Source organism: Gaetbulibacter jejuensis (genome assembly GCF_039524015.1).
Classification (GTDB): domain Bacteria; phylum Bacteroidota; class Bacteroidia; order Flavobacteriales; family Flavobacteriaceae; genus Gaetbulibacter_B; species Gaetbulibacter_B jejuensis.
On sequence record NZ_BAAAGF010000003.1, the window covers coordinates 373,929 to 395,704 of the forward strand.

Sequence of the window (21,776 nt, forward strand, 5' to 3'; positions counted from 1 at the left end):
GATTGGTTTCCTTAAATGTAATAAAAAAAGACAAATAATAAATTGATTAAAATTTACTATCATTACTGCATATTTGCATTAATAGACTATGAACACCTCCAAACGTATCGGTTTTATTTTAGGACCTGCTTTATTTATTATCATCAAACTTTTTTTTCATCCAGAAGGCTTATCAAGCGAAGCCAATGCTATACTAGCATCTACATCATGGATTGCAGTTTGGTGGATTACCGAAGCTATTCCTATTGCAGCAACTGCACTACTTCCTATAGCTTTGTTTCCCTTATCAAACGGTTTGAGTTTAAGTGACACCACAAGTGCGTTTGGTCATAAGTTTGTGTTTTTATATTTAGGTGGTTTTATTATTGCAATTGCTATTGAGAAATGGAATTTACACAAGCGCATTGCCTTAAACATTATTAACATTATTGGCTCAAACGTTAAAAATATTATTCTTGGGTTTATGGTTGCTACAGCGTTTTTATCGATGTGGATTTCCAACACAGCTACTTCTGTAATGATGCTACCTATTGGCATTGCTATCGTCTCTCAATTAAAAGATAATCCTGACACAATTGAAGACGAAAACCTAATTTTTGGTAAAGCTCTAATGCTTGCCATAGCTTACAGCGCCTCTATTGGTGGCATTGCAACTTTAATTGGCACTCCTCCAAATCTTGTCTTAGCTGGTGTTGTTCTAGATACTTACAACTATGAAATTACATTTTTACAGTGGTTTATGTTTGGGTTTCCTATTTCAATCTTATTACTTTTCATCTGTTGGAAATACCTCACCAATTTTGCTTTCACTTTTAAACAGAAAGAATTTCCTGGTGGAAAACAAGAAATTAAAAGACTTTTAAAAAACTTAGGAAAACTGAGTTACGAAGAGAAAGCTGTAGCCATTGTTTTTGCTACAACAGCATTTTTATGGATTACACGCTCCTTTTTATTCAATACAATATTACCACAGCTCGATGATACCATCATAGCTATTATTTTTGCTATAGTCTTATTTTTTATTCCTTCCAAAGATAAAAAGAGCAACTCATGACTTGGGAAGATGCTGTAAAATTACCTTGGGGAATTATTTTGCTTTTTGGAGGAGGAATGGCTTTAGCAAAGGGATTTGAAACAAGCGGATTAGCACAATGGATTGGCAACCAAATGACAACCTTAGTAGGAATTTCATCAATACTAATTGTGTTATTACTTATTGCTGCTGTAAACTTTTTAACCGAAATCACTTCCAACTTAGCAACCACAGCTATGCTATTACCTGTTTTAGCGTCAATGGCAATAGCTGTAGATATGCATCCTTATATTCTTATGGTTGGTGCTGCAGTGGCTGCATCTTGCGCTTTTATGCTTCCTGTGGCAACACCTCCAAACGCTGTGGTTTTTGGTTCTGGTTATTTGAGAATTCCTGATATGGTTCGCAAAGGCATTATAATGAATGTTATATCAATAGTCATTTTAACCTTGTTTGTGTATTTTATGCTGCCTCTACTTTGGGATATTACTGTTAATGGCTTTCCTGAAAGTTTAAAAGCTAATTAACAGAAGATATAAACTCCAAGGCTCGTTTTTCGTTGTAATAGATGTTCTTCCTATCGATAAACCCAACATGACCTCCATACTTAGGCATTTCTAAATGTAAATTAGGATTATGCTTTGCATCTTTAACAGGAAAACATTCTGGTGATAGAAACGAATCGTTTAAGGCATTAATAAGTAAGGTTGGTATTTTTATATTTGATAAAAACTGAAGACTACTACTCTTCTCATAATAATCAAAAGCATCTTTAAATCCATGCGCTTTGGAGGTATAAACATCGTCAAAATCCTTTAAAGTTTTAATTGAATTAAATTCCTTATCACTCAATTTACCAGAATGTTGTGTTTGCTTCTCTTTCAAGTTTTTTAGCAAATGCTTTTTGAAATTATTGTGAAATAAAATATTATTCATTTTATGTAATTCACCCGAAGATCCTTTTAAACTACAAGGTACCGAAACAGCAATTACAGCTTTAATTTGATTAGGTACATCATCGCGTTCTCCTATATATTTCAAAACCATATTACCGCCTAAACTGATGCCTTTTATGTATATATGCGCATATGATTTTTGCTCTAAAACATGTTGAATAACAGCTTCTAAATCTTCGGTAGCACCAGAATGGTACGAACGAAATTTTAAGTTTGGTGTTCCACTACATCCTCTAAAATTAACTGCTACAGCATCTATGTTGTTTGTATTAAACAGTTTTGCAGTTCCTGTAATGTATGGTCGTTGCGCATGACCTTCTAATCCATGCAACAATACTATAAGTTTATTGGTTTTTTCTTTTGAAAAACTCCAGTCTAAATCCAGAAAATCGCCATCTGGCAAATGGATTCGTTCTCGTTCTTGAACAACATCTTTAACGCGTCGCACCAAACCAGAATACACTGTTGACACAAATCCGTTTCTAAAAAAATAAGGCGCTTTGTACTTTGACTCTACTATTGGCATTATTAACTCACTTCTACTGGTGTAAACGTAAATGTACTACCATTAAACAACCCTTTATCACTCAACTTTAACGACGGAATCACTAACAACGCCATAAAACTCAAAGTCATATATGGCGCATTCAACGTGCTACCTAATTGTTTTGCCATAGCATCTAATGCTGCATAGTCTTTTCCAATAGCAACACCATCTTTATCACTCATAATTCCTGCAACAGGAAGTGGTACTATTTTTTCTTCGGAATTGGAAATCGCACAAATACCACCTTTATGTTCAATAACCTGATTAACCGCTTTACAAATCGCTTCATCATCCACTCCAACAGCAATAATATTATGCGAATCATGACCTACCGAACTTGCTATAGCTCCTTCCTTAAGTCCGAAGTTTTTTATAAACCCTAGAGCTGGACTTTGATTTTGATAACGGTTCACGACAGTCATCTTTAAGATATCGTTTTCAATATTTGATATCAAATTTCCATCTTTAAGCAAGCTTTCAGCAATAATTTCATTTGTTACCAATTGTCCTTCTAGTGCTTCAATAACGCGTATTTGTTTAGAAGTTGTTTTAAACTTAAAGTCTTCAACTTGCTTTTTTTCAGTATTAAAATTATTCAACACTTCAAAAGGAGTTGATTGAATTTTAGATTCACCTTTATCATAAACCAACTCACCATTAATATAGGTTTGAAGGGTTTTAAAATCCTTTAAATCATTGACAATAACAAAATCAGCCGCATCGCCAACTTTTAGCAAACCTACATCTAAATTATAATGCTCTACAGGGTTTATGCAAGCTACTTGCAGCACTTTAAACACATCTATACCTTTTGCTACAGCTCTTGCACACAACGTATTGATGTGACCAAGTATTAAATCGTCTGGATGCTTATCATCACTACAAAACATCATGTTTTCAAAATGTTTTGGTAACAAATCGATTAGAGCATCGAAGTTTTTAGCTGCACTACCTTCGCGTATTAAGACTTTCATACCTTTTTGGAGCTTTTCCAAACCTTCTTCAAACGTAAAACATTCGTGATCAGTTGAAATACCTGCGTTGATGTATTTTGAAATTGCTTCACCTCTCAAACCTGGAGCATGACCATCAATGGGTTTATTAAAGTGTTTTGCCCATTCTATTTTTTTTAAAACTTCTGGATCGTCATTAAGCACACCAGGATAATTCATAAGTTCTGCTAAATACTTAATCTCTGGATTTGCCATTAATTGCTTAATTCCATCAGAGTCTATAACAGCTCCAGCCGATTCAAAAGTAGTGGCAGGAACGCATGAAGGCGCACCAAAATTGAATTTAAAAGGTGTTTGTTTTCCGTTTTCAATCATAAACTCCACACCTTCTACTCCAAGCACATTCGCAATTTCATGAGGATCAGAAACCGTTGCCACTGTACCATGAGTTACAGCAATTCGTGCAAACTCACTTGGCACTAGCATAGAACTTTCAATATGTATGTGAGCATCTACAAAACCAGGTAGTATATACTGGTTTACGTTATGTGCTTTCTCTTCAATAGCTACTATTTTTCCATCTTTAATAGTAATTTCACCTTTAAAGATGCGTCGATTAAGAATATCGACAATTTGTCCTTGTAAAATCAAGTTATTTTAATTCTATTTTAATAATTTTCTTAGTCTTGTCAGTAACTTTAAAACGACTGTCGGCACGTTTACCAATAACCCAAATAATGTAATCTCCAGAGCATAGCAAAAGTGTGTGTTCCTTGTCTAAGAGCGACATCTTCTCGTCTTTAAAGTATTTGCTTAATTTCTTTTTTCCTTTCATTCCTAACGGATGAAAATAATCGCCTTCTTGCCAATGTCTTACTGTTAAAGGAAATTTGAGCTTTTTCTTATCTACAAAAATACGATTAGCGTCTTTTCCGAAAATTGCATCAGCTTCATCAAAAAAGAGAACTCCCGCAGTAGTTTTAATTTTATCGTCACATTCAGAAATTGTTATTACTTGCTGCTTATCTTCAGTGTTTAAATCACTCAACAGCAAGTAATCTCTATCTTTTATTAAACGATGGGTTTCAGAAAACACTTGTTTACCTGATTGCGCATCTAACAAATTAAATACATCGTTCCACTCGGTAAAACCATATACTTTTAATAATTCATACAAATAGGCTTTTGGATGACTGAGTTTCTTAATTTCTGAAATATCAAATTGAATTTCAAACTCTGTAATGTCTTTTATAACCTTATCGGAAACATCATCTATCCTATCGTCAATTATTGCTTTTGAGTCTTTTAAAAAGGCTTGAGTTTGACTAAAGGTTTGCAATAATTGCAGATTAATATCTTTCAATACAGGAATAACCTCATGACGTATTTTATTGCGCAAATATTTTGTGGATGCGTTTGTACTATCTTCTCTCCATTTTAAATTATTGTCGTTGGCATACGCTTCAATTTCCAAACGAGAAAATGGCAATAATGGTCTAACCGTATTGTTATTTATAATAGGAATTCCTGTAAAACCCTCTAAACCTGTTCCTCTTGTGAGATTGATTAAAAAGGTTTCCAAATCATCATCAGCATGATGAGCAGTTAAAATGTAGTCAAACTTAAGTTGTGTTGCTAAGTCATTAAACCAGTTGTAGCGCAACTCCCTTGCTGCCATTTGCGTAGATAGTTTTTGTGTTTTAGCATAGGTTTCGGTTTCAAAATTCTGCACAAACACTTCAATTTCTAAATCATCAGCAAGTTGAACGATAAAATCTTCATCTGCATCGCTTTCTTTTCCTCTTAAATTAAAATTACAATGTGCTAAAGCAAACTTAAAATTAGCAGCACGACACAAGTGCATTAACACCACACTATCAATTCCGCCAGAAATTGCAATAAGGAGTTTACTTTCTTTTAGAAAAGGAAGATTTTGGATGATATGTTTGTTGAATCTTTCTAGCATTAGTTTTTAATACCTATTTCAAATATAACAACTTGAAACCTTTAACATTAAACTTTAAGCGGAAATTTTCAACTCTCCAACACCTCTCGCATAGCTTTAGCTTTAATCAAGCATTCTTCATACTCTTTTAAAGGGTCGCTTTTTGCGGTAATTGCACCTCCAACCGAATAGGACACATATTGATTGCTTTGATTGTACAAAATACTACGTATCACTACATTAAAATCGAAATCGCCTTGAGGTGTAAAATACCCAACAGCTCCAGAATACAAACCACGCTTGGTTTCTTCTAAAGTTTCAATAATTTTCATTGCCGAAATTTTTGGAGCTCCTGTCATACTTCCCATTGGAAATGTTGTTGCTATTACATCAACTGGATGTGTCGTGGATTCAATTTGAGATGTTACGGTTGAAATCATTTGGTGTACTTGTTCAAAACTGTAGACTTTACAAAGTTCCTTCACCTCTACACTGCCTTTAGTGGCAGTTTGAGACAAATCGTTTCTTACCAAATCCACTATCATAATGTTTTCACTTCGTTCTTTTTCGTCTTTAGCAAGCTCTGTTTTAAGTCTGTCATCTTCGTCTTTATCTTTTGAACGTTTAGCTGTCCCTTTAATAGGTTGCGACACAATTGTAGTTCCTTCTTTTTTTAGGTAACGTTCTGGTGATGCCGAAAGTAAATACTTATCGTCTAATTTTAAAAACGTTGCAAAAGGCGGTTTGGAAATAGCATTAAGCTTGTTATAAATGTTTAAGGGTTGAATTAAAGTGTCTTCAGCATAAAACTCCTGACAAAAATTAGCTTCATAAACATCTCCTCTATGAATGTGTTTTAACATGGTATTCACCTTGTTAAAATAGTCATCTTTGTGGATGCGAAGCTTTATTTTAATGTTTTCGGTTTGAGGCTCTTCAACGGTATTTAAAACATCTATAGCATCTATAGTTTTTAAATCGACATCAAGCTCATCGCTAACAAAATTTAAATACCGAACTTCAACCACATCATCTTTAAAAAGGAATAATTTTTTGGGTTGAAAAAAGAACAATTCAGGAAACTGCAAACCGTCAAAATTTCTTGAAGTCAAGTGCTCAACATCGTTTTTTAAATCGTAGGTTAAATATCCAAAAATCCAATCTTTTGTTTGGGTTTGATAGTCCTTTAATGCTTTAAATGCATTTTCATAATCGGTTTGAATACTCGTTATAGCATCTACTGCTAAAACTGCATCAAATGTAGAATATTGAGTGTTGAAAGCATTTGTATCTAACCAAACAACTTCGCGAAACTGTTGGCTCCAATGCAATAATTTTTGTTTATATTGCTCAACGTTACTAATGTTTTGCTTGGATATTGTTCTCAAAAGGGTAATTCTTATAAGTTTCCAAATTTATTAAGAAACTATCAATTTAGAATAATATAAAAGACTTTACTTAATACTAAACAAAAATCTACTTTTTGCACATGAACTTAAAGCGCTCTTTTTCAACCAACATACTTCTTACAGTATGTTTTGTTTTGGTTTCTAACCTTAGTTTTTCAAATTTAACTCTTTGGGATTGGTATACGTATACAAATACCGATTTGGGTTACTCATTAGAGCTACCTAATGAACCAAACTATCAAGATGATTATGATAGTTTTATCATCTATTCCTACAATGACACGAATTCAAAGCGCGTGTATTCCTTTTTTGCTTTAGACTTAAGAGATCGAAATCAAGATAGTAAACCGAGTGAAATTGTTGATAATTTCACAAACAACATCGTCAACAATCTTAATGGAGAGCTGCTAGACAAAAAGGAAATAAAATACAGTGATGGACTCCAATACAAGATACTTGTAAAGATTAATGAAGAAAAACTAATGAGTGCTCAGTTTACTTTACAAAATAATATACTGTACTACTTATCGGTTGAAGATTTAAAAGACAGTGTTGACAACAACAATACCAAACGCTTCTTTAATTCGCTTAAAGTTACAAGCGCTAAACCTATGGAAGTTAAAGAATGGCTGGATTTTGTGAGTGAAAAAGGTGCATTTTCTATCACTATCCCAGAAGAACCTACTGACTTGTCGCGCGAATACCCAAATCCGTTAGAAGAAGATGGTGAACCTTACTATTTATACCTTTATTCTGCACCAGACTATAAAAACGACGATAATTACCTATTTAGATATAACGACCAACCGCTTGGATATTTTATGGAAGATCCTGCTGGTGGATTTGAGTCTATGCAAGAAACATTAACTGCAAGAGCTGAATTATTATCACCTCCTAAAACTATATTTTTAGATGGTAATGAAGGACGAGAATATGAATTATTGCTTGATGGTAAATTTCATACTATCTGCAGAATTTATTTAAGAGGAAACAGAGCATACCTTTTACTAAAACAAAAACTAAACGAGAAAGAAAAAGCGACTACTGACGATACTTTTTTTAATAGTTTTAAGTTTGAACCTTACAAAACTCCTGAGCTTACAACCTTACAACCAAGAGGCACAAACTTTGAAGTTCTGTTTTTTGACGACCTTAAAAGAGTTATTGACACTGTTGGTTATGAAAGTACCTATCTTAAAAACTCCAACGACTATTTTGCACTCAATGAAATGTCTGGAGGAACCTATCAGTTTGGATACAGCGATTTGAAAGATTATTTTAAAATAGCATCTAAAGATGAGTTTTTTGAAACCAATATTGACGCGCTTAAATCTTGGAATGACAGTATTATAAAGCAAAAAAACATCAAAGTTGGTAATGAAGATGGTGTTGAATTTCATATTCAAAATGAAGGTACAAAGGTGATTACTAAACATCAATTATGGCTTCAAAACAAACGCTTGTTTTTAATGACAGGTTATTTAAGCGACGAAGAACGCGACAGCAAACTAACTGATTCTATATTCAACTCCTTTAAAGTCATTTCAAAAGAACCTGAGTTTGATGTATTCAGTTCAAAAACTGATGCTATTTTTAACGACTTACGCTCAAAAGATTCAATTGTATACCATAATGCACTTGGCGCTTTTGATTATTATGAGTTTGAAACAACCGATCTTCCTAAACTCTACGAAGCTTTAAACTACAGCTACGATTCTCAAGAAAAAACCAATCTTATAAAAGACAAAATAGCTGAACAATTTTCATTGGTTAGCGATAGTAAAACTTTAGACGTTTTAAAAAATCTGTATACCAATGAAAGTACAAACGATGATTTAAAAGCAACAATTTTAACAATTATTCCAGATTTAGAAAATGATGATGCCTTGAGTGTTTACAAAGATTTATTTCTTAATAATCCACCTGTAAATACTGAAAATTACACTTGGGGAGTAGTATCACCATTTACCGATTCACTTAATTATGCTATTGAAAACTACAAAGATTTTTCAACCTTAATCAAGCATGAAAAATACCGTTCAGATGTGTTAGATGTATCATTAAACATCCTTCAAGACAGTACAGGTCACAGTAGTTTGGTAAGTGACAATATGGAAAAACTGTTTCAGTACATGGAGTCTGATCTTCAAAAATATTTAGAAGAAAAAGATAAAGACGAGTACGACTATTCAATGAACTCATTAATCTATTCGTATTTAAACTTTTTAAATAAGTCTTCATACAAGAATGAATTCGCCGATACTTTCACCTCTACTCTAGCAAAAGAAAAAGACAACCAATGGTTTAGCTTACAAGCAACAACAGCACGAATTGTTAACAACTACCCACTTGACAACGCTTTTATTGAAACACAAATGGATAGTTTGTTTTCTAGATACGAAATCATGGAAGCCTACCACAAAACTAATCAGTTTAATAAAGTTCCTAAAAAATATATTAAACCTGAAGAGTTTGCAAAACTTGCACTTTACAATTATGTTGGCGAAGACGAAGGCTATCCAGACACTATGACTGTAGTTGGGAAAATTAAAAATGAAGGTGACGAATACTATGCTATTTCTTTTGGATATGAATACGAAGAAGCTGAAGGTGAAGAGTATTTAGCCATTGTAGGACCAATAAAAGAAATCTCTCAAAAAACACCATACGAAAGGTACAAATGTTATACTGAATGGGATAGCGTTGAAAAGGACTGGAAAACACAAACCAAAAACCTTATTCCAAGTTTAATAGAATATGGCTACTAAGTTTAATGGATTAAGCCTATTTTTGCAACATGGAACACGATGTTACTTTTCAGGACTTAAACCTTAACACACCACTTTACAATGCCATTGACGATTTAGGATTTGTAAAACCAACTCCTATACAATCAGAAGCATTTAATGTTGTAGCTTCTGGTAAAGATGTGGTAGGAATTGCACAAACAGGTACTGGTAAAACCTTTGCCTACATGCTTCCTATACTTAGAAACCTAAAATATTCTAGACAAGAAAACCCACGTGTATTGGTTTTGGTACCAACTCGAGAATTGGTTGTACAAGTTGTTGAGGAAATTGAAAAACTTTCTAAATACATCAACAATAGAATTTTGGGTGTTTATGGTGGTACAAACATCAACACTCAAAAACAAGCTGTTGCTCAAGGAACCGACATTATAGTTGCTACTCCAGGTAGATTGTACGACCTTGCCGTGAGTAGAGTATTACAGCTTAAGTCTATTCAAAAACTGGTTATTGATGAAGTTGATGTTATGTTAGACCTTGGGTTTAGACATCAGCTCATGAACATTTTCGATATTTTACCTGAACGCAGACAAAACATTATGTTTTCAGCAACTATGACCGAAGATGTAGATGAATTAATCACAAACTTTTTCATCAATCCACAACGCGTTACTGTTGCTGTTACAGGAACACCTCTTGAAAACATTATACAACAACGCTACGAGGTAAAGAACTTTTACACAAAGGTTAACCTATTAGAACATGTGCTATTTGATAAAGCAACTTTTAATAAAGTGCTGATTTTTGTGTCTAATAAAAAAATGGCTGACCGCTTGTTTGAAAAGCTAGAAGACATCTTTCCTGGTAATTGTTGTGTGATTCACTCCAACAAAACACAAAACTACAGACTACGTAGTATTGAAGCTTTTGAAAGTGGCGAACATCGTATTTTAATAGCTACAGATGTTATGGCTCGTGGTTTGGATATTGATAATGTAAGTCATGTAATAAATTTTGACACACCAAAATATCCTGAAAACTATATGCATAGAATAGGTAGAACTGGTAGAGCTGAAAACTCAGGAACCAGTATTGTATTTTCTACCGAAGACGAGCAGGATTACATTGAAGCTATTGAAAACTACATGAATTTAAAAATAGCATTAATTGAATTTCCTGAGGAAGTAACTGTTTCTACGGAATTAATTGAAGAAGAACGACCGCAAATAAAGGAGCATTACAACCCTTTAAAACGTAACAAAGATGATTATGAACCAGGCGCTGCTTTTCATGAAAAGAAAGAAAAAAACAAGAAAACAAACCAAGGCGGTTCGTACCGAAGAGAAATAGCCAAAAAATATAAGAAGCCTAAAACTAGAGGCGACAAAAACTACAACAAAAAAAAGAAAAGGAAATAAAAAAACCCTCTTCAAATTAATGAAAAGGGTTTAAGAAAGCCACAAGGTATCAAGGTTCTTTAAATATTAACCAAATTTAAATTACTATAACCCTAACTATAGTTAACCTTGTACCTTAATGTGACTTTCGGATATATCTTTAATTGGCACAATAAGTTTTCCTGTATCAGTTTTTAATATTACTGATATGTTTTCAATAGCTAAAACCTCATACGTTTTACCATTGTACTCTATGATTTGTCCTATCTCATAGGTTCTTCTTGCGTAATAGGTTCTTAAAATATCTCCTACTACTACCTTTGCTCCAAAACCAAATGCCAAAGCAAATGCTAATAAAAAGGCAGCCATTATCATAGTGATATTGCTAGTGATAATATCAGTGTCAACTCCTGCTTGGTTTAAAGCTGTAACTGACACAAACACTAGAATTAACAAAAACACTATTTGACTTATAATTTTTGCACCTGAAAGCTCCATAGATTCAAAAAATGACCTAATCGACTTTTTGACAAAATTTGCTAATAACAATCCAACTGTAAAAATGACTAAAGCTGTAAATAATTGAGGTAAATAACGAAGTAAGTTGCTTATCTCTTCAGAAACCATTGTTAAGTTTAGTATATCAGAAACTACAATAATTAACATGATATACATTACCCATTTTACAAACTTTGAGGTAATTTTTATAATGTTGAAGTTTAACTTTTTACCTTCAAAAATTTCTATTTCATTAATCTTATCATCAAGCTTATCTGCTTTAGCAAACTTTAATGCTTTTTTGATAATACCAACAACTACTTTTGTAAGTATCCATCCAATAATTAATACTACAATAGCACCAATTATATTGGGTATTACCTTACCTATTTCGGTAGTCATAACAGACAAAGAGTTCATCACGTCTTCGTTCCATTCAGTTATTTTTTCCATGTATTGCTTTTTTAGTTGATTTTTATTTGTTCCTTTCTTTAATAGTTGCTTCAATAATTTTTGCCACGTCTACTGAAAACAGACTAGCTAGTTCCATAAGTAATTTAGCAATGGCAATATCATTCATGACTTTTGCCTTCAATTCATCAGGCACCTCTTTTAAAGGCTTGTCTATTTGCTTAAACGGATTTTCCATTACTCAAAGTTGTTTTTATACTCATTAATAAGTTTGTCCTTGGCGCGCTTAATTCTCATTTTCACTGCGCTTTCTCCAATACCTAAAACACTTTCAATTTCCTTTATAGAAAGGTAATCTTGGTATTTTAGTAATAAAATCATTTTCTCCTCAGGAGAAATTAGGTTCAGGGCTTCTTTTAAATTATGAACTTTCATTTGAAGGAAGTCTTTATCATCTTCTTCAAAAGAAATGTTCTCAATATCTTGATAATCTACTGCGTTCTTTTCTATTTTTTTTGCTGTGTTCCTAGTAACATAGTTTACACAGTGGTTGTATGTAAATGCATAAAGCCAAGTAGAAAATTTTGATTTTTCTTTAAAACTAGCCAATTTAACAAAGAGCTTTAAAAACACATCTTGAGTCAAATCTTTTGCCTCATCTTCATCCTTTGCGAAACCGTAGCACTTATTATACACCATAGTGGCATACCTGTCATATAGCACTTCAAAAAGCAATGTATCGTTGGTTTTGACAATTTTTCTTACCAAATCCTCATCAGATACTGCATTAATGTTATTAATGGTTTCCAATAGCTAGGGAATAATTTTAAATATGGTTTTATATTTAGACACCTACATCTAATTAAAGTCACATTTTTTTGTGTAACTTTTTTTTAATTTACTAAATCTTCTTGAAAAACAGATTTATTTAAGTTGAAGAATGTACAATTTAAAGTATGCTATACACACACAATCAAGCGGTAAGAAATATCTTTTAGCAAACCTATTAAAGATGAAGAATTGTAAAAACTAAAACCAGGGACAACAAAAAAAACGTAGAAAAAAGTATTAAAATAATTTTAGTCAACTAAGGTTCTCTCTATTGACCACGAATTGTTTTCTAAGCTCAAAATAAACATACCTTTTTTTTCACAAATTCCTGAGCAATGAAAATACAGACTTATATAAGCTTTAGTTTTTTCATAGTTGTAAATTGGTTTGGTAACACTTAACAAACCATCTAAACAACCTAACTCTTCATAAATTGTTCTTCTGTCTTTAGTATGTTTTATAGCTTCTAAACTATCTATTTGCTTTTGAGTGATGATATTTAGTTTAGGTAGTAAAGTGTCTGGAATAATAAAACCTTCTGCATTTTTTACTTTAGTCTCAAAATCATCATTGAGGTTTAATGTTGCCTTTACTAATTCTAGATTTTCTTTTTTATTAAATACAATAGGAAGTCCTTTTTGGAATATACAATTAGTATAAAAGTCATTTGACGGATTATCAGTAAACTTTTTAATAATTTCTTTTGTTATTAAAAATTCGTTTTCTGTTTTATTCTTAGCATCATCACAGCCTAAAAACAATACTATTGAAAGTATAGAAAGCACATAAGTTATTAGGTTGCATTTTATCATAATCAATGATTGTCTTAGTTATAATTAATTACGCAATATTTACTGTTTTTTTAGAAACTAGGGTCAAATTGTTGATCTATAGCTTTTAAAACTGCATCTTTTGTTTCCTTTTCAATGGTATCAAGCATTTTAAAAAGCGTTTTTATTGTTTTTCCTTTATATAGAAAATGTCCCTCTTCAAGTTGTTCAAAAACATCTTTAATACTATGTGAGCCACTTAATGAGAACGCATCACTATTACCATATAAACTAACAGTAAACCATTCTTTTAAATAATGTTCAGTTTTCCAAAGCTTGTTGCTTTTCCAATGGAAGCTCCAATAGCCATTGGGCTCATGAGTTTTAAGCGTGAATTCTTTTTCTGGTTTTAGCTGCTGTAATTCTGCAAGAACAGCTTCCATCTTATTCGTAATTGATGAAATGAGTTTAGTCTTATCAACGTTTGATGATACTTCAGATTTCAGATTTCTAAACTGCTTACTGTTTAGCAGTTGCTTCGCCTTGTTTTTTACACCTTTAGTAGCACCTTCTTTTGATAATTTTTCTACATCAGCATAGGAAACAGCTTTGTGGTCTAGAAGTAACTCCTGAAGTTTTTTATGGTTAGATGCTATTATTTTTTCTACAAGCTCTTCCGTTAAATCGTTAGTTAACAACTCTTGTCTTATAGCTTCATTAGGTTTGTCTACAACACCAGGTTGTAGTAAAATACGTGTATCTGTATAAGGCTTTAAATAAAACAGTAAATGATTTAGTTTATCGACCAGTTCTAATCGGTTCTTGGTAGAAAACTCTAATTCTGGCGCTTCCCAAACTCCTTCATAATCTAATGCATTAGTTTTAGTATTGAACTTTGGCAACAAACATATAACCTGTAGTTGGTATGCACCATTAATATCGCCTTCTGGTCGCCATGATACATCAATGGCTTTTAATAGTGTATGCGAACTGATAAGCAATAGAGAACTGCCTGTAAACTCATGTATGGTGTCTTCAGTTGGATCTGTATCGGTTAACAAATTCCAATCAACTGTCCAGCCTGCTGGTATTTTTAAGGGTTGAAGGTTCATTTTCAAAAATTACTAATGTAAGATTTATTTAGTCTTCAATCCAAATGTCTTGTTTATAATAAGGATATGGTAAATCGTCGAGCGTTTCGTATTTAAATTCTGATTGTTCTTTGCCTGTTAACCAGTTTACCCAACCCCATTTTCCATCTTTTTTCACAGCTAATTTTAGTACACCATCTGCATCAAAATTTTTATACTCTTCGTAAATACAAGGTACTGACAGTTTTGTGTTTTCATTATAACTCCAATACGACAAATGCATACCCACTTTACCTTTGTTGTAAACTGCTGTATATTTTGAGTTGTATCCAAAAAAACGAATACTATCGTATTTTGCAGGTATAAGTGTTGTTAAATCATTTTCGCCCAATGATTGATACATCCCCCATTTTTTAGTGGCTTTATTCCTTGCTTTAAAAACACCATCGCCATTACTTTCATCAAAAATGAGTATATCCGCTTTTAGTTTTTTCTTGGAAGTTACAAACATATCTTTTGCCCAACCTTCTATCCAAACCAAAGGTACATCTTCAGGGTTATCGAAAGTGGGATCTACTAAAACTATATCTTCAAACCAATCTACTAATCCCCATTTTTCATTTTGCTTTACAAGCGCATAATACCTACCATCTACTTCCTTCATTTTTATAGCATCATAAATGCAGTTGGCTCTCTCAGCTGCATCATGTATTTCATAAGGATTTAAAAGAATACCGTATTTTTTTTTGATTTTTACAATAGTAAAAGGCTCCATATTTTTAAACCAGCCAATAGAATCGAATTTTGGAGCTACTACCTCATCAAAATCGATGATTGCTTCATCTAAATCATAATAGGCATCTATATTGTAAACTCCCCATTTTTTGGTGGATTTCATCTTTACTTTTGCCAAATTATTTTCGTCAGTAATCCACTCAATTTCTTTTCCTTTAATATGTTTTAGGATTTGTTTGTCTGATATATCTTGGGCTATAACAAAGCTAGAAAATAAAAAAAGTGAGATAATAAAAGCTGTTTTTTTCACACCAATAGGTTGTTTCATCTGTTTATGTTTATTATTCACGTTTCATAATTGGGTTTTCGACTAAGTACTTAAAATTCTTTAATGTTTCTTCTCTAATGTCATCGTCATAAATAGTAATTGAAAAGTTAAATTCATTTTTAACATAATCAGACCAATATTCGCCTTGTGGTTTTGCTCTTCTTAAAAACCCATAATCTTCATAAAAAACAAATTCAATTTTATCACCATTTTGATACACTTCATAAACATCATCAAATATTATTTGCACATCATATAATACATCATAATAATAACGTCCTTCATAATATACTTTATCTGCTTCATACCTTATTGAAGCAAATAATTTTCTGGTGCTTTCATCTGTTTTAATTTTAAAACTATGTGTGGTAGAGTTATTGCTTCCAAAATAACCAGAATTATTTTTTATTTCATCTATACTTACTAACTGTAAATTTCTAACTGATGTTAACTCTTTAAAGGCTTTATCAATATCCTCATTAGATGAAGAATAGGAGTCTGACCAATAAAACATATCGTCATAATCATTAGTATTAGACTCTTCTTTTCGATCGTATTCTTTTTGAGAAACTATTTCTCCATTTTTAAAGACTACTTCTGATGCCAATGATGCATTATCATAATAATACTTCCACAATCCATCTTGTTTGCCTTCAATTAGGTTTCCCTTAGATTCTAAATTACCGTTTTCATAATAGGTTTTACCTTCACCGTGATGTTTATTGTCTTTATAATATAAATGATATTTTAATTTCCCGCTTTCATAAAATTCTTTAAACTCGCCATTTAATAAATCGTTTTCAAAATTATTTATACTTTTTATCTTTCCATTTTCAAAGTATACATACTTAGTATTTACGGTACCTAAAGTAAATTTTTTTAATTCAGTTAATACTCCCTCTTCATTATAAAAATATACATCTCCATCAAAATTATCTTTTACAAAGTTACCTTTGACTTGGATGTTTCCATTTTCATAATAAACTATAGCCATGCCATTAAAATTTCCATCTTTATCTTTAAATGCTTTTAGTTTTACATTACCATTTTCATAATACTCATAGTATTCTTCTGGTTTGTTTCTCTCTTCTGCCATTTTGACTAACTCTGTCCATTGTGCAGAAACTATACTTGTGAAGAGTAATGTTGTAATTAGTAGTAGGTTTTTTTTCATAATAGTTATTTTGATTTTAAAAAAGAAGACGTCTAGTCGTAGTAATAATATTCAAAATCATAAATAGACGTTCCCTTTATGCTTTTAGAAAGTTTAAATAGCTTGTCTTTGCGATCAAAGAAGATTATTTCAATAATTAGCTTGTCGCCTTTAAGGTATTTATTTTCACTGTCATTACTTTCTATAAATTCTAGCTCAAATTGTGTGTCATTAAGTTGTTTGTACTTATATAATGTATAATCATCTGTTTTATCTTTATGTATTTTCCATATGCCATCAGCTATTTCAAAATAGGTTTTACCTACAAAAGCCATCTCGTAATAAAATTGCTTTTGCTTTAAAAACTTTTCCACACTTGATTTAGACACCTCTGATTTTATGCGCTCATATGAAGTATCTGGACCTATAATGGGTTCAGGGTCAGAGATAGTTAGGTCATGATACGCTTTACAATTAAAAAACAGTCTAGTCTCTAAAATTTGATACAACTCATAATGTTGAAAATTAGTTGACTGTAGGAGATATGGTCTGGTTTCGGTTTTCCAAAATTCTTCAAGGATCTCTTTCCTTGTTTTATTTGATTTATCGGCATCAAAAAACTCACACATTTTTATAGAGGCTTGGTTTATTTCTTCTAGTGTTTGCGCTGTAATAGTATTAATAGAAATAAATAATGTAATCATTAATAGACTGTTTTTCATGATTTCAGATTTTAGGGTTAAGAAATAACTTACATTTTAACAAATCTAAAGATTATATGAATATGTTTATATACTCATTTTGAGTATTTTCTTACGCTTTCCTTTGTCTTTCATTCTATCTAAAACAAAAAAAAGCGAACCTTATGGCTTGCTTTTTTTAAATTCTGAATTTAATTCAGAATAACAATATTATAAATCTACACATGTAAAGCTCTATCTCCAGTTGCAGCTAAAGCTGCTTCTTTAATAGCTTCAGTAAATGTTGGATGTGCATGAGACATACGAGATACATCTTCAGCACTTGCTCTATACTCCATAGCTACAACTGCTTCTGCAATCATATCAGCAGCACGAGCACCAACCATGTGTACTCCTAAAATTTCATCGGTAGTTTTATCTGCTAAAACTTTTACAAATCCATCAAGATCCATACTTGCTCTACTACGTCCTAAAGCACGCATAGGAAATTGTCCTACCTTATACTCTACTCCAGCTTCTTTAAGTTGCTCTTCGGTTTTACCAACAGCTGCAACTTCTGGCCAAGTGTAAACTACACCAGGAATTAAGTTATAATCTATATGTGGTTTTTGTCCTGCTAAGGTTTCAGCAACAAACACACCTTCTTCTTCAGCTTTATGCGCTAACATTGCACCTTTAATAACATCTCCTATTGCATAAATGTTTGAAGCGCTTGTTTGTAAATGATCATTTACTTCAACTTGACCTCTGTCGTTTATTTTTACTCCAGCAGCTTCAGCATTTAAACCATCAGTATAAGGACGACGACCTACTGATACTAAACAGTAATCGCCTTTAAATTCTACTTCTTCGCCTTTTTTATTATCAGCTTTAACGATAACTTCATCTCCAACACGCTCTACCGATTTTACTTTATGAGAGGCATTGATGTTGAATTTTTGTTTTTTCAATACTTTATTCAACTCCTTAGAAACACCAGCATCCATTGTTGGTAAAATTCTATCTGCATACTCCACAACAGAAACCTCAGCTCCTAAACGCTTGTATACTTGACCTAGTTCAAGACCAATAACTCCACCACCAATTACAATTAAATGTTTAGGAACTTCTTTAAGTTTTAACGCTTCAGTAGAAGTGATTACACGTTCTTTATCAATATTTATAAATGGTAAGCTAGATGGTTTAGAACCTGTTGCTATAATGGTGTTTTTAGCTTCAATTTCTTCTTCTTTTTCTCCTTTGATAAGGATATGAGTAGCATCTTTAAAGCTTCCTAAACCTTCATATACATCAATCTTATTCTTCTTCATTAAGAAATCAATTCCACCTGTAGTTTGGTCTACTACAGATTGCTTACGAGCAATCATTTTTTCTAAGTTTACCTTAACCTCACCAGAAATATCAATTCCATGCTCTTCAAAATGCTTAATAGCATCTTCGTAATGGTGAGACGAGTCTAAAAGTGCTTTACTTGGTATACAACCAACGTTAAGGCAAGTTCCTCCTAAAGTTGAATATTTTTCAATGATTGCAGTTTTCATTCCTAGTTGAGCGCAACGGATAGCTGCAACATATCCACCAGGACCAGAGCCTATAACGGCTACATCGTATGAATTCATAAGATTGTTTTTTGTCAGATTTTATTTAAAACTATTACAAAAATACAACATTGTATTTTTATTTACGAATGTGAGTTCACTAATTTTAAAGCTATAATTTACTTGAGTATTACGATTTGTAAATCTCTAAAACTCATTTCGCTTTAAGAAGGAAAACCTAGCATAGTTCCCATGCCTACTGTAAACAACCAAGACCCATAAATAGCATGCTCAATGGAAACCAAAAGTGTTGATTTTGTTTTGGTATAGGTTAGCGCAAACAAGAGTCCGCCAAGAAAGGTTAAAACAAGCACCAAAGTACTTTTAAACATGATGTGTGCTAATGAAAACACTACTGCATTTAAAACTATTGCAAAAGAGGTGCTTTGAAACAATACAGCGTATCTTTCAAAAAAAAGCGTTCTATAAATAAGTTCTTGAGGATATACCGAAAACACACTATAAACAAACAAAATGACCAACCACAGCAAGGGCTTGTTTAACAACACTTCAAATAAACGAACATTATCAGTAAACCAAACGAAAAGCGTGGTTAATACAGCTATAATGGCTAGTTTTATGACAGTTTCTCTCCAAAACTGTTTCCAGTTTAAACCTTTGGCTACTTTAAATTGTTTCTGTTCAACTTTAAGTAATAGATATATAACATACAAGAATCCTCCTAACCCAATACCTAACTTAATAAATGGTGAATACTCTAACGCAAAACTTATTGGTATTAGAATGAAAATAATGAAAAACTCTATGAGTTTATAAGTGTTAGATTTCATAATTAAACGCGTATTGCTGTTGTGTGTTTAACTTCGTTAATTACAAACATACTATGTGTACTACCAATATGGTTTATAGAGGTTAATTTATTAACCATAAACTCTCTAAAGGCTTCCATATCGCTTACTATAACTTTTAAAAGGTAATCATAATCACCACTAATATGAAAACACTCTACGACTTCCTCTAAATTAGCAACATCTTTTTCAAATTTAACCACATATTCTTGAGTATGCTGAATAAGTTTTATATGGCAGAAAGCAATAAACGACTTATCAATCTTTTCTTTCTTAATTAGCGCTACATATTTATTGATAACACCTTCACGCTCTAACTTTTTGATACGCTCATAAACAGCAGTTACCGATAAATTCAGTTTTAACGACAACTCTTTATTGGTTTGTTTACTATCCTGCTGAAGCAAATGCAGAAGCTTTTTATCTATATCGTCAAAAATCATATTGAAAAATTTTCTTCAAACTAACATGTTAGTAGATTGAATTCGTAAAATATTTTTATAAAAGTAACAAATAACAGATTAATAATCTAAAATTTTAAATATATATTGATAATACATCTATTTATTCGGATTTTTGATGTATTAACTAAATACACTTTACTATGTCATTTAAACCCGCAAATAATATACAAGACTTACAATATTTTGGTGAGTTTGGAGGTGTTAACCCTTCTATTTCAGATTCATCTACTTACACCTTTTTATCAGCAAAAACTATGTTTGATACGTTTGAAGGTAATGCAGATGGTTGCTACCTGTATTCGCGTCACTCATCGCCTTCTAACCTTTATTTAGGAGAAGCTCTTGCTGCTATGGAAGGTACTGAAACTGCTAATGTAACTGCATCAGGTATGGGAGCCATTACACCTGTAATTTTACAGCTTTGTGGTGCTGGAGATCATGTGGTATCTAGTAGAACTATTTATGGTGGTACTTATGCGTTTCTTAAAAACTTCACACCAAAACTTAATATTAGTACCTCATTTGTTGATATTACTAAACTAGATGTTGTTGAAGCTGCAATTACCGAAAATACTAAAGTTTTATACTGCGAATCGGTTAGTAACCCTTTATTAGAAGTTGCCGACATAAAAGGACTTGCTGCTATAGCAAAAAAACATAATTTAAAACTTGTAGTAGACAATACGTTTTCGCCATTATCAATATCACCTGTTAAATTAGGTGCTGATATTGTTATACACAGTTTAACGAAATTTATTAATGGCTCTAGCGATACTGTTGGTGGTGTTGTGTGTGGAACTCAAGAATTTATTGACGCCTTAAGAAACGTTAATGATGGTGCTTGTATGCTATTAGGAAGCACAATGGATAGTTTACGCTCTGCTTCTGTTTTAAAAAACTTAAGAACACTACACATAAGAATGCAACAACATAGCCATAACGCTACATATTTAGCTCAAAAATTTCAAGCAGATGGTTTAAAAACGGTATATCCAGGATTAGAATCGCATCCTTCACATGAGTTATTTAAAAGCATGATGAACGAAAAATATGGTTTTGGAGGTATGCTTACCATAGATGTTGGTTCACTTGATAAGGCCAATGCACTTATGGAACTAATGCAAGAAAAAAACCTTGGGTATCTTGCTGTAAGTTTAGGGTTTTATAAAACATTATTCTCTGCTCCAGGTTCTTCAACATCTTCTGAAATACCAGAAGATGAGCAAAAAGAAATGGGATTAAGCGATGGTCTTATTCGTTTTTCTATAGGACTAGATGCTGATATTGAACGCACATACAACATGATGCGTGAATGTATGGAATCTTTAAACATCTTAGATAAAAAAAGTGAAGCTAGCTTAGTTTAATTTTTTTGACATAATTAATACACTAAAGACGCT

General features: G+C 32.3%; 18 protein-coding genes and 1 pseudogene. 4 read left to right on the forward strand and 15 right to left on the reverse strand.

Features of this window, described 5'->3' with window-relative positions:
• Window positions 1-88 precede the first annotated feature (88 nt).
• Window positions 89-1,560, forward strand: a pseudogene (locus ABD011_RS11365) (SLC13 family permease).
• Here ABD011_RS11365 and ABD011_RS11370 read toward each other — a convergent pair.
• The 4 genes from ABD011_RS11370 to pabB all read right to left on the reverse strand — a co-directional run bounded on the left by ABD011_RS11370 (window position 1,553) and on the right by pabB (window position 6,822).
• Window positions 1,553-2,515 carry a YheT family hydrolase gene (locus ABD011_RS11370; RefSeq protein WP_343798358.1) on the reverse strand — a complete coding sequence of 321 codons (963 nt, stop codon included), beginning with the start codon at window positions 2,513-2,515 and terminating at the stop codon, window positions 1,553-1,555. The pseudogene ABD011_RS11365 and the gene ABD011_RS11370 overlap by 8 nt on opposite strands.
• A 2-nt stretch (window positions 2,516-2,517) precedes the next feature.
• A complete protein-coding gene (gene ade, locus ABD011_RS11375; protein ID WP_343798361.1) occupies window positions 2,518-4,140 on the reverse strand; it encodes an adenine deaminase in 1,623 nt (540 codons plus the stop codon).
• 1 nt (window position 4,141) lies between these two features.
• Window positions 4,142-5,455, reverse strand: coding sequence for a tRNA lysidine(34) synthetase TilS (gene tilS / locus ABD011_RS11380; protein ID WP_343798363.1), 1,314 nt, complete (start codon window positions 5,453-5,455; stop codon window positions 4,142-4,144).
• 68 nt (window positions 5,456-5,523) lie between these two features.
• Window positions 5,524-6,822, reverse strand: coding sequence for an aminodeoxychorismate synthase component I (gene pabB / locus ABD011_RS11385; protein WP_343798365.1), 1,299 nt, complete (start codon window positions 6,820-6,822; stop codon window positions 5,524-5,526).
• Window positions 6,823-6,923: 101 nt separating this feature from the next.
• Here pabB and ABD011_RS11390 point away from each other — a divergent pair, with 101 nt between their 5' ends.
• Window positions 6,924-9,611, forward strand: coding sequence for a hypothetical protein (locus ABD011_RS11390; protein ID WP_343798367.1), 2,688 nt, complete (start codon window positions 6,924-6,926; stop codon window positions 9,609-9,611).
• 29 nt (window positions 9,612-9,640) lie between these two features.
• Window positions 9,641-11,008 carry a DEAD/DEAH box helicase gene (locus tag ABD011_RS11395; RefSeq protein ID WP_343798369.1) on the forward strand — a complete coding sequence of 456 codons (1,368 nt, stop codon included), beginning with the start codon at window positions 9,641-9,643 and terminating at the stop codon, window positions 11,006-11,008.
• A gap of 102 nt (window positions 11,009-11,110) precedes the next feature.
• On the opposite strand, the gene ABD011_RS11400 is transcribed toward ABD011_RS11395, so the two are convergent.
• The 11 genes from ABD011_RS11400 to ABD011_RS11450 all read right to left on the reverse strand — a co-directional run bounded on the left by ABD011_RS11400 (window position 11,111) and on the right by ABD011_RS11450 (window position 20,355).
• Window positions 11,111-11,938, reverse strand: a complete 828-nt coding sequence (locus ABD011_RS11400) for a mechanosensitive ion channel family protein (RefSeq protein WP_262733409.1) — start codon at window positions 11,936-11,938, stop codon at window positions 11,111-11,113.
• A 22-nt stretch (window positions 11,939-11,960) separates the two neighbouring features.
• Window positions 11,961-12,134, reverse strand: coding sequence for a hypothetical protein (locus ABD011_RS11405; protein WP_165353687.1), 174 nt, complete (start codon window positions 12,132-12,134; stop codon window positions 11,961-11,963).
• The gene (locus tag ABD011_RS11410) at window positions 12,134-12,706 is read right to left on the reverse strand and encodes an RNA polymerase sigma factor (RefSeq protein WP_129760279.1); all 573 of its coding nucleotides are present in this window, start codon (window positions 12,704-12,706) and stop codon (window positions 12,134-12,136) included. Before ABD011_RS11410 ends, ABD011_RS11405 begins: the two co-directional genes overlap by 1 nt.
• A gap of 269 nt (window positions 12,707-12,975) precedes the next feature.
• Entirely contained in the window at window positions 12,976-13,539 is a 564-nt protein-coding gene (locus ABD011_RS11415) for a hypothetical protein (protein ID WP_343798373.1), read from the reverse strand.
• A gap of 50 nt (window positions 13,540-13,589) precedes the next feature.
• A complete protein-coding gene (locus ABD011_RS11420; protein ID WP_343798375.1) occupies window positions 13,590-14,609 on the reverse strand; it encodes a hypothetical protein in 1,020 nt (339 codons plus the stop codon).
• A 28-nt stretch (window positions 14,610-14,637) separates the two neighbouring features.
• The gene (locus tag ABD011_RS11425) at window positions 14,638-15,651 is read right to left on the reverse strand and encodes a WG repeat-containing protein (RefSeq protein ID WP_343798377.1); all 1,014 of its coding nucleotides are present in this window, start codon (window positions 15,649-15,651) and stop codon (window positions 14,638-14,640) included.
• Window positions 15,652-15,664: 13 nt separating this feature from the next.
• Window positions 15,665-16,825, reverse strand: coding sequence for a toxin-antitoxin system YwqK family antitoxin (locus ABD011_RS11430; protein WP_343798379.1), 1,161 nt, complete (start codon window positions 16,823-16,825; stop codon window positions 15,665-15,667).
• A 32-nt stretch (window positions 16,826-16,857) separates the two neighbouring features.
• On the reverse strand, window positions 16,858-17,526 hold the full coding sequence (locus ABD011_RS11435; RefSeq protein WP_343798381.1) for a hypothetical protein: 669 nt from the start codon (window positions 17,524-17,526) through the stop codon (window positions 16,858-16,860).
• Between the two features lie 197 nt (window positions 17,527-17,723).
• Entirely contained in the window at window positions 17,724-19,124 is a 1,401-nt protein-coding gene (gene lpdA / locus ABD011_RS11440) for a dihydrolipoyl dehydrogenase (RefSeq protein ID WP_131507035.1), read from the reverse strand.
• A gap of 143 nt (window positions 19,125-19,267) precedes the next feature.
• Window positions 19,268-19,894 carry a CPBP family intramembrane glutamic endopeptidase gene (locus ABD011_RS11445; RefSeq protein WP_343798384.1) on the reverse strand — a complete coding sequence of 209 codons (627 nt, stop codon included), beginning with the start codon at window positions 19,892-19,894 and terminating at the stop codon, window positions 19,268-19,270.
• Between the two features lie 2 nt (window positions 19,895-19,896).
• Window positions 19,897-20,355 carry an Lrp/AsnC family transcriptional regulator gene (locus ABD011_RS11450; protein WP_129760285.1) on the reverse strand — a complete coding sequence of 153 codons (459 nt, stop codon included), beginning with the start codon at window positions 20,353-20,355 and terminating at the stop codon, window positions 19,897-19,899.
• 161 nt (window positions 20,356-20,516) lie between these two features.
• Here ABD011_RS11450 and ABD011_RS11455 point away from each other — a divergent pair, with 161 nt between their 5' ends.
• Window positions 20,517-21,743 (forward strand): aminotransferase class I/II-fold pyridoxal phosphate-dependent enzyme, encoded by a 1,227-nt coding sequence (locus ABD011_RS11455; protein ID WP_343798386.1) that lies wholly within the window; start codon window positions 20,517-20,519, stop codon window positions 21,741-21,743.
• Window positions 21,744-21,776: the final 33 nt, after the last annotated feature.

Coding starts and splice junctions, on each gene's coding strand:
- ABD011_RS11395 (WP_343798369.1), top strand. CDS start 9,641: ATGGAACACGATGTTACTTTTCAGGACTTAAACCTTAACACACCACTT.
- ABD011_RS11420 (WP_343798375.1), bottom strand. CDS start 14,609: ATGAACCTTCAACCCTTAAAAATACCAGCAGGCTGGACAGTTGATTGG.
- ABD011_RS11425 (WP_343798377.1), bottom strand. CDS start 15,651: ATGAAACAACCTATTGGTGTGAAAAAAACAGCTTTTATTATCTCACTT.
- ABD011_RS11415 (WP_343798373.1), bottom strand. CDS start 13,539: ATGATAAAATGCAACCTAATAACTTATGTGCTTTCTATACTTTCAATA.
- ABD011_RS11435 (WP_343798381.1), bottom strand. CDS start 17,526: ATGAAAAACAGTCTATTAATGATTACATTATTTATTTCTATTAATACT.
- ABD011_RS11405 (WP_165353687.1), bottom strand. CDS start 12,134: ATGGAAAATCCGTTTAAGCAAATAGACAAGCCTTTAAAAGAGGTGCCT.
- ABD011_RS11445 (WP_343798384.1), bottom strand. CDS start 19,894: ATGAAATCTAACACTTATAAACTCATAGAGTTTTTCATTATTTTCATT.
- ABD011_RS11450 (WP_129760285.1), bottom strand. CDS start 20,355: ATGATTTTTGACGATATAGATAAAAAGCTTCTGCATTTGCTTCAGCAG.
- ABD011_RS11370 (WP_343798358.1), bottom strand. CDS start 2,515: ATGCCAATAGTAGAGTCAAAGTACAAAGCGCCTTATTTTTTTAGAAAC.
- ABD011_RS11430 (WP_343798379.1), bottom strand. CDS start 16,825: ATGAAAAAAAACCTACTACTAATTACAACATTACTCTTCACAAGTATA.
- ABD011_RS11390 (WP_343798367.1), top strand. CDS start 6,924: ATGAACTTAAAGCGCTCTTTTTCAACCAACATACTTCTTACAGTATGT.
- ABD011_RS11400 (WP_262733409.1), bottom strand. CDS start 11,938: ATGGAAAAAATAACTGAATGGAACGAAGACGTGATGAACTCTTTGTCT.
- lpdA (WP_131507035.1), bottom strand. CDS start 19,124: ATGAATTCATACGATGTAGCCGTTATAGGCTCTGGTCCTGGTGGATAT.
- ABD011_RS11455 (WP_343798386.1), top strand. CDS start 20,517: ATGTCATTTAAACCCGCAAATAATATACAAGACTTACAATATTTTGGT.
- tilS (WP_343798363.1), bottom strand. CDS start 5,455: ATGCTAGAAAGATTCAACAAACATATCATCCAAAATCTTCCTTTTCTA.